Origin of the sequence: Desulfoglaeba alkanexedens ALDC, assembly GCF_005377625.1 — a bacterium.
GTDB classification, from domain to species: Bacteria; Desulfobacterota; Syntrophobacteria; order Syntrophobacterales; family DSM-9756; genus Desulfoglaeba; species Desulfoglaeba alkanexedens.
Genome location: NZ_CP040098.1, coordinates 455,147 through 470,741 on the forward strand (window position 1 = coordinate 455,147; position 15,595 = coordinate 470,741).

Annotated in this window: 15 protein-coding genes; 8 read left to right on the plus strand and 7 right to left on the minus strand. The window is 59.3% G+C overall.

Annotated features, from left to right (window positions below):
• Window positions 1–90 precede the first annotated feature (90 nt).
• Both lepB and nadE read left to right on the plus strand, forming a co-directional pair.
• Window positions 91–756 (plus strand): signal peptidase I, encoded by a 666-nt coding sequence (gene lepB, locus FDQ92_RS02300; RefSeq protein WP_137423099.1) that lies wholly within the window; start codon window positions 91–93, stop codon window positions 754–756.
• Window positions 757–828: 72 nt separating this feature from the next.
• Complete coding sequence (gene nadE, locus FDQ92_RS15355) at window positions 829–2,274, plus strand: NAD(+) synthase (protein ID WP_211341329.1); 1,446 nt, start codon at window positions 829–831, stop codon at window positions 2,272–2,274.
• A gap of 143 nt (window positions 2,275–2,417) precedes the next feature.
• Here the strand turns inward: nadE and FDQ92_RS02315 are convergent, their stop codons facing one another.
• Window positions 2,418–3,596, minus strand: a complete 1,179-nt coding sequence (locus tag FDQ92_RS02315) for an exo-beta-N-acetylmuramidase NamZ family protein (RefSeq protein WP_137423100.1) — start codon at window positions 3,594–3,596, stop codon at window positions 2,418–2,420.
• A gap of 49 nt (window positions 3,597–3,645) precedes the next feature.
• Complete coding sequence (locus FDQ92_RS02320) at window positions 3,646–4,041, minus strand: DnaJ family domain-containing protein (protein ID WP_137423101.1); 396 nt, start codon at window positions 4,039–4,041, stop codon at window positions 3,646–3,648.
• 33 nt (window positions 4,042–4,074) lie between these two features.
• Here FDQ92_RS02320 and FDQ92_RS02325 point away from each other — a divergent pair, with 33 nt between their 5' ends.
• Window positions 4,075–4,779 (plus strand): hypothetical protein, encoded by a 705-nt coding sequence (locus FDQ92_RS02325; RefSeq protein WP_137423102.1) that lies wholly within the window; start codon window positions 4,075–4,077, stop codon window positions 4,777–4,779.
• Window positions 4,780–5,654: 875 nt separating this feature from the next.
• Window positions 5,655–7,319: a hydroxylamine reductase gene (hcp, locus tag FDQ92_RS02330; RefSeq protein WP_137423103.1), complete on the plus strand. Its 1,665-nt coding sequence runs from the start codon at window positions 5,655–5,657 to the stop codon at window positions 7,317–7,319.
• A 486-nt stretch (window positions 7,320–7,805) separates the two neighbouring features.
• Here the strand turns inward: hcp and FDQ92_RS02335 are convergent, their stop codons facing one another.
• From FDQ92_RS02335 to FDQ92_RS16380, 3 genes are all read right to left on the minus strand, one after another.
• Entirely contained in the window at window positions 7,806–8,321 is a 516-nt protein-coding gene (locus FDQ92_RS02335; RefSeq protein ID WP_137423104.1) for a hypothetical protein, read from the minus strand.
• 405 nt (window positions 8,322–8,726) lie between these two features.
• Entirely contained in the window at window positions 8,727–9,233 is a 507-nt protein-coding gene (locus FDQ92_RS02340) for a hypothetical protein (protein ID WP_211341330.1), read from the minus strand.
• Entirely contained in the window at window positions 9,223–9,354 is a 132-nt protein-coding gene (locus FDQ92_RS16380) for a hypothetical protein (RefSeq protein ID WP_170180137.1), read from the minus strand. Before FDQ92_RS16380 ends, FDQ92_RS02340 begins: the two co-directional genes overlap by 11 nt.
• A 53-nt stretch (window positions 9,355–9,407) precedes the next feature.
• On the opposite strand from FDQ92_RS16380, the gene FDQ92_RS15110 reads away from it, so the two are divergent.
• Window positions 9,408–9,569, plus strand: coding sequence for a hypothetical protein (locus FDQ92_RS15110; protein ID WP_170180138.1), 162 nt, complete (start codon window positions 9,408–9,410; stop codon window positions 9,567–9,569).
• Between the two features lie 619 nt (window positions 9,570–10,188).
• Here the strand turns inward: FDQ92_RS15110 and FDQ92_RS02350 are convergent.
• Window positions 10,189–10,932 carry a MazG family protein gene (locus tag FDQ92_RS02350; RefSeq protein WP_137423105.1) on the minus strand — a complete coding sequence of 248 codons (744 nt, stop codon included), beginning with the start codon at window positions 10,930–10,932 and terminating at the stop codon, window positions 10,189–10,191.
• Window positions 10,818–11,468: a CvpA family protein gene (locus tag FDQ92_RS02355; RefSeq protein WP_170180139.1), complete on the minus strand. Its 651-nt coding sequence runs from the start codon at window positions 11,466–11,468 to the stop codon at window positions 10,818–10,820. The genes FDQ92_RS02350 and FDQ92_RS02355 overlap by 115 nt, the downstream gene beginning before the upstream one ends.
• Window positions 11,469–11,714: 246 nt before the next feature.
• On the opposite strand from FDQ92_RS02355, the gene FDQ92_RS02360 reads away from it, so the two are divergent.
• From FDQ92_RS02360 to ybeY, 3 genes are read left to right on the plus strand one after another with little or no spacing between them, the layout of a single operon-like run.
• Complete coding sequence (locus FDQ92_RS02360) at window positions 11,715–12,734, plus strand: PhoH family protein (protein WP_211341414.1); 1,020 nt, start codon at window positions 11,715–11,717, stop codon at window positions 12,732–12,734.
• Window positions 12,735–12,736: 2 nt separating this feature from the next.
• Complete coding sequence (locus tag FDQ92_RS02365; protein WP_137423107.1) at window positions 12,737–15,181, plus strand: HD family phosphohydrolase; 2,445 nt, start codon at window positions 12,737–12,739, stop codon at window positions 15,179–15,181.
• Window positions 15,078–15,563: an rRNA maturation RNase YbeY gene (gene ybeY, locus FDQ92_RS02370; RefSeq protein ID WP_137423108.1), complete on the plus strand. Its 486-nt coding sequence runs from the start codon at window positions 15,078–15,080 to the stop codon at window positions 15,561–15,563. The genes FDQ92_RS02365 and ybeY overlap by 104 nt, the downstream gene beginning before the upstream one ends.
• Window positions 15,564–15,595 lie beyond the last annotated feature (32 nt).

Here is a 15,595-nt window from a genome sequence, read left to right on the forward strand (position 1 = left end):
TGGCTTGTAATTTACCATCGGCTACTTATTATCTCAAAACACCAAATTCATGACGGATCAGATTTCTAGTCGGCACAAGAGGAGGGCAAATTGAATCATTTATCCACCCGGACCACCGCCGGGAAGAGGGCGAAAGGAACCCTGCGGGAGTATACCGAAGCGATCCTCGTGGCCATCCTCTTGGCCCTCTTCATCAGAGCATTCGTGGTCCAGGCCTTCAAGATCCCGTCCGGATCCATGAAAAGCACTCTTCTTGTCGGCGATCACATTCTGGTGAGCAAGTTCGCCTACGGGGTAAAGATCCCCATGCTGGACATAACCGTATCCGAATTCGATCCCCCACAACGGCACGATATCGTGGTGTTCGAATATCCACTGGATCCTTCGAAAGACTTTATCAAGAGGGTGATAGGGCTACCGGGTGACACCCTCGAAATAAGGAACAAGAGAGTATTCGTCAATGGAAAACTTCTCGAAGAACCCTACGTTCAGTTCACCGACAACCAGGTCCTTCCGGCGTCGGTCAGTCCCCGGGACAACTTGGAACCCATCCTGGTCCCGGAACGGAGCCTGTTCGTGATGGGAGACAACCGCGATGAAAGCTACGACAGCCGGTTCTGGAAATTCATAGATTTTTCCGCCGTCAAGGGGAAGGCCCTCATTATCTACTGGTCCTGGAACAAGAACGGCCGATTCACATTCGATCCTCAAACCGGCTACATCCGCTGGAACCGCATCGGCCGCCTCATCCGGTGAACCGCCGGCCTGTTTCCGCGGTAACCCGGCTTCTTCCGCGGTCAGCGGAACACCGGGCCAAAGGATCGCACTATGAAGACGTCCCCTCTGGATCAAATTCAGGAAATCAGGCAGTGGATCGCCCGGCAGGTGGAATCCGCCGGAGCGTCCGGGGCGGTCGTCGGCCTAAGCGGCGGCATCGATTCCGCCGTGGTCGCCGCGTTGGCCGCCCGAGCCCTGGGCGACAACCTGCTCGCAATCATTCTTCCGTGCCACAGCTCGGAACAGGACATCCAGGACGCCCGGCTTGTGGCCCGACACCTCCAGCTGAAGGTGGAGGAACAGGACCTTTCCTCGATCTTCGATCGATGGCTCGCCCTTTACCCCTCATCCGACCGGAGAATCCAGGGAAACCTGAAATCGCGGCTCCGCATGGCCTCGGTCTATCACGTGGCGGCGCTTCGCAACCACCTGGTGCTGGGAACCTCGAACCGCAGCGAGTGGGAAATCGGCTACTTCACCAAGTACGGAGACAGCGCTGCGGACCTTCTGCCCATCGTGCACCTTTTGAAAAGCGAAGTGCGCCAACTGGCCATGATCCTGGATATTCCTCAGCGTGTGATCGAAAAACCCCCCTCCGCCGGCCTCTGGGAAGGGCAGACCGACGAAGGTGAACTGGGCTTCACCTACGAACAGCTGGACAACTACCTCCTAGGCAGGTTGAGCGAGGTACCGCCGGAGGTCCAGGCCGCCATTCGAGACCGGCAGCGCTTCGCCGCCCACAAGAAACAGCCCGCCCCCCGGCTGTTTCCGGCCGGCCCGCCGTCGGAAGGACCATCGCTCACCGCCGGCGACTCCCCCTACGATCGGAGCATCGAAGCGCTCACGCTCATCAGCGGAGCCATCACATCCGACCACTACATTGAAGACATTTTGCGGCTCATCGTCATGGTCACCGCCGAAGTGATGAACTCCAGCGTCTGTTCCTTGTGGCTCCTGGATGAAAAGGAAGGAGTTCTGCGCCTGCGGGCCACCCAGTCCATCAACCCGGAGTACATCCAGGATCGCGTGCTCAGGGTGGGCGAAGGGATCGTCGGGAAGGTGGTGGTCGAAAACCGCCCTTATTCCATCCCGGACGTCCTGATGGATCCTTACTACAAGGAAAAGGACCTGGCCCGGCGTATGGGGCTCGTTTCCATGCTCAGCATGCCCATGCGGGTCAAAGACCGGGTCATCGGCGTCATCAACTGCTACACGTCCTATCCCCACGTCTTTTCCGAACTGGAGACCAACATCCTCACCGCCGTGGCCAACCAGGCGGCCGTGGCCATCGAAAACACCGAACTGATGGTCAAGACCAAGGTCATCCAGGAAGAATTGGAAAAACGGAAGCTCATCGAAAGAGCGAAAGACCTGGTCATGCGGCGTCTCGACCTTTCAGGGGATGAAGCCTACCGCTGGCTGCAGAAACGGAGCATGGACACGCGCAAGTCCATGCGCGAGGTGGCCGAAGCGGTGCTCCTCACCATGGAAGGGTGAATCCGGCGGATCGAACCTTCGTGTTGTCGGCTGCTCAGACCGGCAACCTAACCGTTCAGTGGGCTGTTGAAGCAAGGCCGGGCGCTCTCGCCCTTGAAGGCCGGTTCCATGAGCTTCGAAAGGCAGCGGTGAGTACGTCCCTTTCAGGGATACATCAGGCCGGCCTGCCTGCGGTCGCGGTAGGCTTCCAGTTCCCCCTGCCAGTCGGCTTCCACTTCAGGAAGTTCCGCGCCCTTTTCCAGCCGCTCCCTGAGGAACCCATCCCCCAGGAGAATGTCGATCGGCTTCTTTTCGTACTCGTATTCATAGGGAGGAGGCAGCCACTGGAAACGGTCGGCGTGGACTTCCAGAAAGGCCTTGAGCACGGCAAGTCCCAGCCGGTAGGGCTTCACCCGGCCCGGTTCGGTCACGTGAACCTGGAAACCGCAACACACTTCCCCCCGCCACTTGTCGAAGGTGGGCTCGAAACACACCGGCCGGAGCACCACGCCGTCGAGAGCCCGCACGTCCAGAGCGTTCAGAAGAAGGGACGGCCGAACGAAAGGGGCCCCGAAGACTTGGAAAGGAAGGGTCGTTCCGCGGCCTTCGCTCACGTTGGTTCCTTCGAGCAGCACCAGGCCGGGATACAGAAGCGCGCTTTCCCACGAAGGCATGTTGGGCGACGGCCAGAGCCAGGGCAGGCCCGTTTGAGGGTGGAACCGGTCCCTTCGCCACCCCGCGGCCGGGATCACCTCCAGGTCGCAATCGAGTCCCTCTTCCCGCACCACGAACCGGGCCAGTTCGCCCAAGGTCAGCCCGTGGCGCATGGGAATCGGGTAACGGCCCACGAAGGAACGCCATTGGGGCTTCAACGGGTTGCCTTCCACGCTGGTTCCGTTGATGGGATTCGGCCGGTCCAGGACCACCACCTTCAATCCCGCTTCGGCGGCGGCCTCGACGCAAAGACCCAACGTGGTACCGAACGTGTAAACACGGGTTCCCACGTCGGAAAGGTCCACCACCAGGACATCGATTGCCTGCAACATTTCTTCCGTCGGTCGGCGCACCTGCCCGTACAGGCTGTAGATGGGGGTGCCCAAGAGCGGATGGATGCCGTGGTCGGACTCCACCATATTGGCCTGCTTTTCCGCGTGGAACCCGTGCTGCGGCGAAAAGATGCAAGCCAGGCGGCCGCCGGCCTGATGGATCATCTGGCTGACGTGCCTGAAATCACGGGTACACGACGCCTGGTTGGCCAGGAGCCCCATGCGACTCCAACGAAACCACCGCGGCGGACTTTCCAGGAACACCTCGCAGCCCGGTTTCACGCATGGTCCCGCCATGGATCTCCCCCCTCTCCTTCACCCGGCGTTTCGGGTCTCGATGCGGGTCCTACTTCCGCTCTCGGGAAGATCCCATCCGATCGACCACTTTATCGTAGTAATACTGTCCTTCTTCCAAAAGCGGTGAGACGCGGCGCATGGTATTGAGCTTCATGATGAGATAATTCAGCTTCTTTATCTGAGCGTATTTCTCCTCGGTGTCCCGGATACCGGAAAGAAGTTCCTTGGTTGTGTGGATCTCTTTTCTGAGTTGCAATTCAGGCGGCAGGCAATCCGCGTTTTTCAGAATCTTATAGGCGAGCCTGAGATCTTCGGGAATATGACGGTCGTCTTCCAGCTTCAGCGGTTTTCCGCGGCCGGGCAGGTTGTCGAACTCGCCCCGCTCCATGGCTTCCCGGATCCGCTGTTCCGCCAGTTGCTCAAACACCGTAGAAATGTTACTCATAAACGTTCCTCACTCTTCAAGAAAGGACAAGCCATGAGCCTTTCGACCCCCTTGCAGCACGAACGCGAAACGCCGATCCAGCCCGCCCCGGCGGGGATCACCATCCTCGGTGCGGGAAAGTTCGGCCGGCTGGCTCACCGGCGGCTGGCGCGTCGCTTTCCGGATGCGGACCTCACGGTGGTGGACCATGCGGAAGCAAAGCTTCTCGCCCTGGATCCTTCCGACCGCACGCGCACCCTCGCCGAAGACGCCATCGCCCATCTTTCCACCGAGCACCTCCCCCCGGACCGCTGGATCGTCCCGGCCGTTCCCATCCACGTCGCCTTCCTCTGGCTGCTTGAACAACTCAAACCCAACGGCCGCGTCACCAGGCTCCCGGTGCCTCAGAACGTGGATCCGCAGTTGCCGCACCCCATGCGGGTACCCGGCGGGACGGTTTATGCCAGCTACGCCGATTTCCTCTGCCCGGACAACTGCCCCGAACCCGAAGACATCTGCACTTACACCCGCCAACCCCGAAAGGGACATCTCTTCGAGACGGTAGGGGGTCTCCGGGTTCCGGGCTACTTCGTTCACGTCTGCAGGAGCCATCAGCTGGCGCCGGGTGTCGGCGGCTACACCCGCGGCCAACTGGAATCCCTGTACCGGGAAGTCCTCTCAAACCCCGGAAACCACGTGATCGCCACGTGCTGCTCCTGCCACGGCGTCCTGGACGCTCTTTCGTGGGAGAAACCCTGAAGGGCTTCCCCTAACCGCCGTTCCGGTATCTGCGGCACACGCGTAGCAGCCCGGAAAGGAGCCGTTCGACGCCAGAGGCAGCACCCTACTGGACTTTACGGTAAGAGCTTGTCCAAAAACAAGCTCATAAAACTCGGGCCCTGAGGTACCTTGTTCCTGTAGCAGCGGCCTTGGCCGCGATAAAGGTTGTTGTAGGAGCGGCGCCCTCGCCGCGATGAACCAACCCCAATGCCCTGCCCCATCGGCCCGAGGGCGGGCCTCCTACAGCGATGCGGATCGCCGGCAAGCCGGCTCCTACAACGGTGCTACCCGCTGTTTCAGGCCGTATGGCGAAAGCTCCAAACCAAACAACCTCTGGGAGAGGATCCGGGCCATGTTCCGGGACTTCCGGCTGGAGTCCATCCGGATGCTCCACGAGGCCCTTCTTTACGGATACAAAAGGCTGACCTCCATCATCGCCTATAACACCTCGTAGGGCGGAGAAAGGAATCACCCCATGCAGAACCTGAGCCTTTCACCCGAAAAACCGACGCGGAGGTGCGCCTTCAAACCGGGCATCTGAGCCCCTCACGCTCCGGGTGGCATCCCTCAACGGGACTTTCGGACCCTCGATCACCCCAAACGGCCCGCTGAACACTTGAAGACTCTCCTTTCACGCCCGCTTTTCATCCAAGGACCATCCGCTCCGGGAATTGCTGGCCGCTGCTTAATTGTCAAGATTTTTCAAGTAATCTCTTCCAACGGCATCGCCATGGATTTTTTCAAAAAAGATTGTCTTCTTTGACCTATGTCAAGAGAAAGGTGCACCAGAAGGAGTAAACAAACAAAACTGATCATGGTAAAATCACAAACCGTCAGCGGAAAGGAGTATCAACATGTTCTGTTTTCAATGTCAGGAAACCGCCAAAAACCAGGGGTGCACCATCAAGGGGGTCTGCGGCAAACCGGAGGATACCGCCAACCTGCAGGATCTGCTCATCCATGTGCTGAAGGGAATCGCCGTCTACGGCGAGAAGCTTAGCGAGCTGGGCCTCACCGACCGTGACACCGGCCTCTTCGTCGCCAAGGGTCTGTTCGCCACCATCACCAACGTCGGCTGGGATAACGATCGGTTCATCGCCATGATCCGGGAAGGACTAACCCGCCGCAACCAGCTGCGGGATTTCTTCCTGGCCGCCTACCGGGAAAAACACGGCAGTGATTTTACCGAACCGCTGCCCGATGCCGCCACCTGGTACGCCGACGACCCGGCGGCATTCGCGGAAAAGGCAAAATCGGTGGGCATTCTGGCAACCGCAAACGAGGACGTCCGGTCGCTGCGGGAACTGCTGATCATCGGCGTCAAGGGCATCGCCGCCTATACCGACCATGCCGCCATCCTCGGCTACGAGCAGGACGACATCTACGGCTTCATCATGAAAGCCCTGGCCTCCACTACCAAGGAGCTGGCGGTGGACGAGATGGTCGCTCTGGTGCTGCAGGCCGGTGAGGCGGCGGTCAACACCATGGCCCTGCTGGACAAGGCCAACACGTCCAGCTACGGCAACCCGGAAATCAGCGAAGTCAATATCGGCGTCCGCGACAAGCCCGGCATTCTGATCAGCGGCCATGATCTCAAGGACATGGAGGAGCTGCTTGAGCAGACCGCGGGCACCGGCGTCGATGTCTACACCCACGGCGAGATGCTGCCGGCCAACTATTACCCGGCGTTCAAGAAGTACGACCATTTCGTCGGCAACTACGGCAGCTCCTGGTGGCACCAGAACAACGAGTTCGAATCCTTCAACGGCCCGATCCTGCTGACCACCAACTGTCTCGTGCCGCTGAAGAAGGAGAACACCTACCTCGACCGGCTGTACACCACCGGCGTCGTCAGCTACGTGGGCGCAACCCATATTCCCGACCGGAAGGCCGGCGGCAGCAAGGATTTTTCCGCTCTCATCGCCCGGGCGAAACGGTGCAGTGCTCCCACCGAGATCGAGACCGGCACCATCGTCGGCGGTTTCGCCCACAACCAGGTGCTGGCCCTGGCCGACAAGGTCATTGACGCTGTCAAATCGGGCGCCGTCAAGCGGTTCGTGGTCATGGCCGGCTGCGACGGGCGGCAGAAATCCCGCAGCTACTATACGGAAGTGGCGGAAAAACTACCGAAAGATACCATCATTCTGACCGCCGGCTGCGCCAAATACCGCTACAACAAGCTCAATCTCGGCGACATAGGCGGCATTCCGCGCCTCCTCGACGCCGGCCAGTGCAACGACTGCTACTCCCTGGCAGTCATCGCCCTGAAGCTCAAGGAGGCCTTCGGCCTGCATGATATCAACGAACTGCCCATCTCCTACGACATCGCCTGGTACGAGCAGAAGGCGGTGGCCGTCCTGCTGGCCCTGCTCTTCCTCGGTGTCAAGGGCATTCGCCTGGGCCCCACCCTGCCGGCATTCCTCTCCCCGGCGGTGACCAAGGTCCTGGTGGAAAGGTTCAACATCAAACCCATCGACACGGTGGAAAACGATATCGCCGCGATGATGAGCGGCAAGTAAGCATCCCCATCGGTAACCCCGGCGGCGGGCCGCCGCCGGGGTGGCTAAAAAAGAAGGACTACCAACCATGAAATGCCCCGGCCGGAACAGCCGCTACTGAAAACACGACGCCATCTTCGACGTCCACTGCCCCCAGTACGGCGCCAATAAGGTGGATCTGGTTGCCGAGGCAATCGACATCATCAGCCGCCTGTCATGGCCCAGTGCTGATGAATCGATCAATTTTGCCTGCGTCCACGATGCCCTGCGACTGACGGAGCTGGTGGAACGACATAAAAGCGAACCTGTTTCGCCTCGCTCTGTCAAGGATTTGAACGATCGCATGGTATTTGATAGATGTAGGCTACTCGCGATGAGGTGAATGTGATTCTCCATCAGCAATTCCCGGAGCGAATGGTCCTTGGGCGAAAAGCGGGCGTGAAAGAAGAGGCTTCGAGCGGATGAGGATATCGGTGACCCAGGAAAACCGCAGAAGCCCCTTGGGGATCACCTGCCAGTGATTTGAAGGGAATAGGTGGTCTTGCCGGTGCGGGAGGTTTTTCGAAGGCAGGCGTCGGAAAAGACATTTTCCGACGAAAAACAGCCCGTGCCGTCCAGGGCCAGGATGTAGCGGCCGTCCAGCAGGGTCATCTGAGCCAGCGCCTTGGCGCGCTGAAGCCGCGAGAAGATCTCGCGGAAGGCGGGTCGGAACACATAGGGCGAAACCTCATCGAGAATCTCCCGCATGGTGCTGTCGGAAGCGACCTTCTCGATGTGGTAGAGCGCGTGCAGGTTGTGATCCCGAGCCGACCAGCGTTTCTCAAAGGCCGGAAGAGAGGGATCCTTCAAAGAAAACATGGCGAAGGCGCTCATGGCCGCATCCGCAAAGGAGATCTGCGGCCTGCCTTTGCGGGGATCGGGGATCTTTTCGAACTCACGGCGCACCGCCCTCACCAGGGCATCTGCATTCAGATGCTTGCGAAGTCGGATCTCGGAGGAAGGAGCGTCTTTGCTGGGCTTCATGGCAAAATAGCCTACCAGAGACGCGGGCGGCTGTTCAGCATGAAACAGCAAAATAGTCGAAAAAATTCACCTCCGAAACCCCCTTCGGAGCCCGAAATCACCCCCTGGGTTCGCGAAAACCAAATCCTTCAAGGCCCGGTTTTCAAGGCTTTACAGGGGCTCCGGAAATTATTTTACTTGACCCACCTCACCATACCCGCTACCCAAAAACCGTCAGAAAGCAATTTCCTATTACCTCTTATTACCTTATCACCCCTCACCCCGATCCGGACGATGGCCAATAGGGCGATCGGCACCGGTTGTTTGTCTCGTTGTTTGTTGAGGACCAAGGATAGACTGATAACGGATAGAAAGGAGTAGGTTTCATGGCTCGTGCAGTCAAAAACAATATCATGATTACGGGTATCATGTCCGGCGGCATCGCAATTGGTCCCAAAGGCGCAAATAAGGGTCTAAAAAGAGGAGGCACTCCAGGAACACCCGATAGGTGTCGTAACGCCCGCCGAGCGCGCCGCCGGAGATGCGCTCGAACATCTGGAAACCGGCCGAACCTGTTCCTTTGCGGACGCATTCGACGACCAGCCCCCGCTCCTCGCACAGACGCAGCGCCGCCAATCGGTTGAAAGCGGTAAAAGAGATCTCCAGGACCATCCTCTCATAGGCGACCTTGCGGCGGTCCGAATCCTTCCCCGCCGCTCCGGCGGTGTAGTGTTCGAGAAGATCGCGCAGACGGCGGGCCGCCGCGTGCTGATCGGGCGAAAGGTGCGTCAGCTTTTCAAGCGGCAGCACGACGCCGTCTGGGTGGAGTCCGAACACGCCGCGGAGCTGATCGGTGACGTCCCCGGCCAGCCGACGCCGGCAGGTTGCGACGGTTTTGGCCAGCAGATTGCGGGTCTCTTTATCAAAGACCATGGTTTTGATTTCCCAAGGAAATATTTTCCAGGAGGCGCTCCAGAAGTGGGAGCGGTTCCGGAATATTCTTTACGGCCGTTTTCCACACAATAGCCGTGTTGACCCCGAAATACTCGTGCACGACGACATTACACCATACATTCCGCAGCCATGTCGGTGATTAATGGAGTAATTATGACTCAGCAATACTCGGAGGGGAGGGCCACGTCCGGGAAACCGGCCGGGCTGATGGTGCTATCCGTTTATCCCATCGGCGAAATGAGGGAAACCGAGCCGCCCAGCGACAGCGATGGCTCCGGCGCGCTGTGCGCCGTGGTCGATATGGATGGCGAATGAGTGCCGGATTGCTCGGAGCACCTGGACGAAATGGATCCCAAGGTCCGCAACGCCGAGGGGAGGTGGTCTTTTCCGCTGAACCCCCGCATCGATTACATCTTTGTATCCCCCACGATACCGATGGACCAGGGCCGGGTGCTGCCCCATATGCATCAAGCCAAGGTAGTGGTCAGGAAGAATTCGGCCCTTGGAGCGCGGGCGTCTCACCCGCAGAGGACGCCATAGGCCTAAGAGTTGCGGGCGGGACGCCCGCGCTCCCAGGTTGTTGCCCACCTGATTGTGGGGTCATGCGCTCAGTACAGGTCCACAAAATAAAATATTTCTTGTAACATGCTATTAATTCTCTGGAAATTCCACCTTGTTCCCAAGCTCGAGCTTGGGAACACAACCGTGCAGAAGCTCCAGCTTCGATTCCCATGAGGCCGTTCCCAAGGCAGAGCTTGAGAACGAGGGGAAAAGAGGGTCGTCGGGTTTCGGAAAACGAAATCTTCCAAATATCGTTGTTTCAAGCAGTTACAGAGGCTCCGGGAATTGCTGCAGTAGGAGAAATGGTATTCTCTGGCAGCCTCTAAAGGCCTCGTTTGCGCAAAGCTCCAGTGAACCGACCCCGGGCCCGACTTCAGCCGTTCCGTTCCTTTTCGAGCGCCGTGAGGGTTTCGTGCAGGCAGTCTTCGGCCCGGTAGCCCGAACGCCGTGCCAGGTCCACCACTTGGAGGAGCATCTTGCCCACATCCTGAGCGGTGAGCTCCGATTTTCCGGGTGCCTGATCCGCGGCGGGACCCGGCGCGACCGCCGGCTGCGTCCCTTCTCCGCCCGCCTCCCGGCTCCCCCCGCCTCCGTCGGCCCACCGTGACAGCAGCCGGTGAGCCCGCACCAGGGCCGGAAGACTCGCGGGAACGCTCTGTCCTGTTTGCTTCTTCCCTTGCTTTTCCGCGGCCTTTATCCGTTCCCAGTTGCTTCGTACTTCGTCGACGGATGCAACCTCCACGTCGCCGAACACGTGAGGATGGCGCCGGATCATCTTTTCGCGGATTCCACGGCAGACGTCTTCAAGGCGGAAGGTTCCGGCTTCTTCATAAAGGTGGATCATGAAAAGCACCATGAAGAGGAGATCCCCCAGTTCCTCGCAGGCTTCCACCGTGTCGCCCGCTCGAACGGCCGCGGAAGCCTCGTGCGCCTCTTCCAGCAGGTAGGTCTGAACGCTTGCGGGCGTCTGCTTCCGATCCCAGGGGCAACCGTTTTCACCTCTCAGACGATCGATGATTTCCCAGATGGCTCGAACCCCGTCCCATTTCCGCCGATCCCGGCCGCCGTCCCCGAATGCCTCAACACCACGAGCGCCGAAGTCTTCCCTTGAATGCATCGTGCCGCCTCTCTCCCATGGGACCAATAACGCTGGATGACTTCTCTTTTTCTGTCGAATTCCTGACGAACCTCTTCGGGCGCCGCCCGCACCACCATCTGCGCCAGGAAGTGCACATAGGGCGCCAACCTGGAATTTCGCAGGAGCGGCGCTTCGGGCGAGAGGAAAAAGGTCAGGAGCGTCAGAAGGACCACGGCCAAAACGAGCGCCTTGGCGATGCCCACCACGGCCCCTAGAAAGCGGTCCAGCCACCCCAGTCCTCCCTTGTGCAGCAGGGAACCGGCATAATGGCCGGCAAAACCGATGATGAACCACGAAAGTCCGAACACGACCAGAAAGGCGACCAGCGAGGGCTTGGGAAGTCCCGGAAAGCTCTCCATAAGCCTCAACCCGATGGGTTCCTGCCAGCGAAGCCCCAGGAAAAAGCCGCCCAACACCGCCGCGATGCCGAAGACCTGTGAAACGGCACCCCGCAAGACACCTCGAAGGAGGCACAAAAGAGCCGCGGCACCGATCACCCAGTCCAGAAGGTTCATCCCGTTTCCGTTTGCTTTCGATAGGCCTTCAACCTCGATAATGAAGCGATGATACCGCATGGACCAAGCGGGCTTCAACGTCAATCTGTGACGATTTTGAGGGGTGTTCATGGGGCTTGATTTCGATCCGCCGAGTCCCCTATTGTCAGAATCCAGTGCAAATGCTATGAATGTTCGCCGGTAAGAGCCGGCGCAGGCGGAGTGCGTGAACTCTCCGGTCGGGCGGACCGGGCATCAGAGGTCGATTTGCTGGCAGCCGATCAAAAAAGAGAGTCGGACGTTACTCAGGAAGTTGTCTTCGACGACATCGCCGTGGTGCAGCAACTGGCCGGCGAACGCAACGGCCATCTGCAGATCATCGAAAAGCAGCTGGACGTCCGAGTCCACCTTCGCGGCAACCGCTTCACCATTTGCGGCGACCGGCCCCAGGTGGAAATCGCCCGGAGACTCCTGGAAGAACTGGCGGGACTGGTCCGAGCCGAATACCCCGTCTATCCCGGCGACATCGTCTACGGCATCCGGATCCTCAGCGACAACATCCACCGAAACCTCAAAGAGATCTTTCTGGACCGCGTTTTCGTCACGTCGTCGCGGCGGGTGATCACGCCCAAGAGCATCAAGCAGAAGGAATACATCGAAGCCATCCGCCATTACGACATCGTGTTCGGGATCGGCCCCGCCGGGACGGGAAAGACCTACCTCGCCATGGCCATGGCCGTGGCGGCGCTCGGCGCCGAACAGGTGCGCCGGATCATCTTGGTGCGGCCGGCCGTGGAGGCCGGCGAAAAGCTGGGCTTCCTTCCGGGTGACTTGGCCGAAAAGGTCAACCCCTACCTCAGACCACTCTACGACGCGCTCCACGACATGATGGATTTCGAAAAGGCATCCAAGCTCCTCATGCGCGGCGCCATCGAAGTGGCGCCCCTCGCCTTCATGCGCGGGCGGACCCTGAACGAAGCCTTCGTCATTCTGGATGAAGCTCAGAACACCACCAGTGAACAGATGAAGATGTTTCTCACTCGTCTGGGCATGGGTTCCAAGGCCGTGATTACGGGCGACATCACCCAGATCGACCTGCCCGAAAACAAACCCTCCGGGCTGGTCCAGGCCATGGAACTTCTCAGTGACATCCGAGGCATCCGCTTCGTGTTTTTCAGTAACCGGGATGTGGTGAGGCACCGGTTGGTGCAGGACATCATCGAGGCATACGACCGATACGAAGAACGGCCAAGCCGCGAACACAAGACATCGAACCGGGACGACTGACCATGCTGCTCGTCGAACGGCTGGAAAAGCCGGAAATCCAGAAAGCCTTGCTCCTGGTGGGAACGAGCCTCATCGTCGCCTTGCTGCTGGCCCCGTCTCTGACCGTTTCCACGCCGTCCTATTCCATTGGCGATGTGGCCAAAGCCAATCTCAAGGCCAAGCGGGGCTTCCTGCTCCTGGACGAGGAGGCCACCCGACGCAAACGCCTGGAAGCGGCCGCATCGGTGCCCTTGGTGTTCGATTTTCATGAAAAAGCCCTTCCGGCCGTCCAATCTCGGCTGACCCGAGCCTTTGAAACAATGCGTTCGCTGCAGCGCAAGGGCGACCCGGATCCCCAGGGGATACCCGCCCCGGACCGGGCGGTCGAAACCGGGTGGACGCCGCCCACGCGCGCTGATATCGACCGCCGTCGCTACGAGGTGGCCATGGAAAATCGGAAGACGTTCGAGGCGATGATCGGTTTCCGCGTGCCGGAAAGCGTCTTCCGCTCCCTCGCGTCGGAAGGCTTTTCAGTGGAGATCGAGGAAAAGCTCTCCACGTGGCTGCAAAAGTTCATGAGCCAGGGCATCGTCGCCAACCCCACCCTCGTGGGTATAGGCGAAGGAAACGGCTCAGGAGACAAACCGGGGCGTGCCGTCGCCGTCAGGCACATACCGTCCCTCAAGGAAGAGATCCATTCGACCGTCGGCGTTTACCGGGATCTGGACAGCGCCACGGCGGCGTTGAGCGAAGCGATTTCCGAGGAAGTCATGGACCCCGAGCTCGCCGAGGCCCTCATATTCCTCGGTTCCCGCCTGCTGGAACCCAACATCTTTCACAACCGGGTGGAAACGGAGCACCGGGAGGCCAGGGCGGCCGATGCGGTGAAGCCCGTGTACGTGGCCATCAAGAAAAACGAAATGCTGATACGCGAAGGTCAGCGCATCGGCGTTGATGAATTAAGAAAACTTCAGGCCTATGCGGAGGGACGTCACGAATATCACTGTTTCCTGGCCTTTATTACAATCTTTCTTTTTATTGCGCTGTATCTCTCTCTTTTGATCCATGTAGCTCACCGCCACATCCCTGGATTTCAACTCAACATCCGGGACTACCTCTTCCTGGGCGCGGTCTTGGTGCTCATTCTGGCCATGGGCCGCTACACCGCCTGGATCTCCGAAGCCATCGGAACCACTTCCAGCTATATCGATCACCGAACCCTCGTCTTCGCCACCCCCCTCACCACCGGAGCCATGCTGGCGAGCATCTTTTTCGGTGTCACTCCCGCATTCCTCTTCTCACTGACGTTGAGTCTCTTTCTCGGGATTCTCTTCGGCTCCGACTTCGATCTTTTCATGTTCTCTCTCATGGGTTGCTTTGTGGGGGTGCACGGGGTGACTCCGTGCCGCAACCGCATGATTCCCATAAAGACGGGGCTGCTGGTGGGATGCACCAACGTGATCGTGGTGGTCCTGAGCATGCTGTTTCGGGAGCAATGGCCGGCGCCGGCGCTTTTCGCCAACGCATCGGTGGCGTTCTGCGGCGGGGTGATGGCCGGCATCCTGGTCACGGGGCTGGCCCCCCTGGCCGAGATGGGCTTCGGCTACACCACCGACATCAAGCTTCTGGAACTGGCCAGCATGGATCAACCCCTCCTCCAGGAACTGCTCCTTCAGGCTCCGGGAACCTATCACCACAGCATCATCGTGGGAAACATGGTGGAAGCGGCGGCCAAGTCCATCGGGGCCAATTCGCTGCTGGCCAAGGTGGCCGCCTATTACCACGATATCGGAAAGATCCGAAAACCCTTGTATTTCATCGAAAACCAATTCGACTGCGAGAACCGGCACGAAAAACTGGCGCCGTCCATGAGCAGCCTCATCCTCATCTCCCACGTGAAAGAAGGCGTGGACCTGGCCAAGAAGCACAAGCTGGGGCAGCCCATCATCGACATCATCCGTCAACACCACGGCCGGAGCCTCATTTCGTACTTCTACCAAAAGGCCCTGGATGCCCGCGAAAAGGCACAATCTTCCAAGGGGGCCGATCTTCCACCCATCAACATTGAAGACTACCGTTACCCGGGTCCGAAGCCCCAGACCAAGGAAGCCGGGCTGGTGATGTTGGCCGACATCGTGGAAGCGGCCTGCCGGTCTCTGAACGAACCCACCCCCGCCCGCATCCAGGGGCTCGTGAACAAGCTCATCAACAACGTTTTCATCGACGGGCAGCTGGACGAGTGCGAACTGACGCTCAAGGACCTTCACCAGATCGCCAAGCATTTCAATCAGATCCTCGCCACGGTTCACCATAAGCGCATCGAGTACCCAAGTGTGCCGCAGCCCGGAACGAAAGCCAGAGGACATGCCTCGGATCCAAATCAGCGAGAACCAAAATGCGATCGCGATCGATCTTCCACGTCTGGAGAAGGCAGCCGAAACGATCTTAAACGCCTTGGGCTGCACTGACGCGGAGCTGAGCGTTCTGATCGTGGACGATGGCGAGATGACCCGTCTGAACCGGGAATTCCGGGGCGTGGACGAGACCACCGACGTGCTGGCCTTTCCCATGCGCGAGGGGGAATATTCCGACGTTGAGCCGGACCTGCTGGGGGATGTGGTGATTTCGGCCCCCACCGCCCGAATCTTGGCCGAAACACACGGAACCCCCCTTGAAGCCGTCCTGGATCTGCTCCTGGTTCACGGAACGCTTCACCTGCTCGGTTTCGACCACGACGAACCGGAGGAAGCCAGGCTCATGGACGCGAAGACCATCGAGCTTCTGAGAACCCTCGGACACGGGGCACATCAGGCCATCGGCTGGTACACGACCTCCAGTTCCCGACCTTGAGACATCCAGGAAAACGAGAGAGAGAAAGGAGA

Coding starts and splice junctions, on each gene's coding strand:
- FDQ92_RS02315 (WP_137423100.1), bottom strand. CDS start 3,596: ATGGCGGGACCATGCGTGAAACCGGGCTGCGAGGTGTTCCTGGAAAGT.
- hcp (WP_137423103.1), top strand. CDS start 5,655: ATGTTCTGTTTTCAATGTCAGGAAACCGCCAAAAACCAGGGGTGCACC.
- ybeY (WP_137423108.1), top strand. CDS start 15,078: ATGCCTCGGATCCAAATCAGCGAGAACCAAAATGCGATCGCGATCGAT.
- FDQ92_RS02340 (WP_211341330.1), bottom strand. CDS start 9,233: ATGGTCTTTGATAAAGAGACCCGCAATCTGCTGGCCAAAACCGTCGCA.
- FDQ92_RS02350 (WP_137423105.1), bottom strand. CDS start 10,932: ATGCATTCAAGGGAAGACTTCGGCGCTCGTGGTGTTGAGGCATTCGGG.
- FDQ92_RS02365 (WP_137423107.1), top strand. CDS start 12,737: ATGCTGCTCGTCGAACGGCTGGAAAAGCCGGAAATCCAGAAAGCCTTG.
- FDQ92_RS02355 (WP_170180139.1), bottom strand. CDS start 11,468: ATGAACCTTCTGGACTGGGTGATCGGTGCCGCGGCTCTTTTGTGCCTC.
- FDQ92_RS02335 (WP_137423104.1), bottom strand. CDS start 8,321: ATGAAGCCCAGCAAAGACGCTCCTTCCTCCGAGATCCGACTTCGCAAG.
- nadE (WP_211341329.1), top strand. CDS start 829: ATGAAGACGTCCCCTCTGGATCAAATTCAGGAAATCAGGCAGTGGATC.
- FDQ92_RS02320 (WP_137423101.1), bottom strand. CDS start 4,041: ATGAGTAACATTTCTACGGTGTTTGAGCAACTGGCGGAACAGCGGATC.
- FDQ92_RS02325 (WP_137423102.1), top strand. CDS start 4,075: ATGAGCCTTTCGACCCCCTTGCAGCACGAACGCGAAACGCCGATCCAG.
- FDQ92_RS15110 (WP_170180138.1), top strand. CDS start 9,408: ATGACTCAGCAATACTCGGAGGGGAGGGCCACGTCCGGGAAACCGGCC.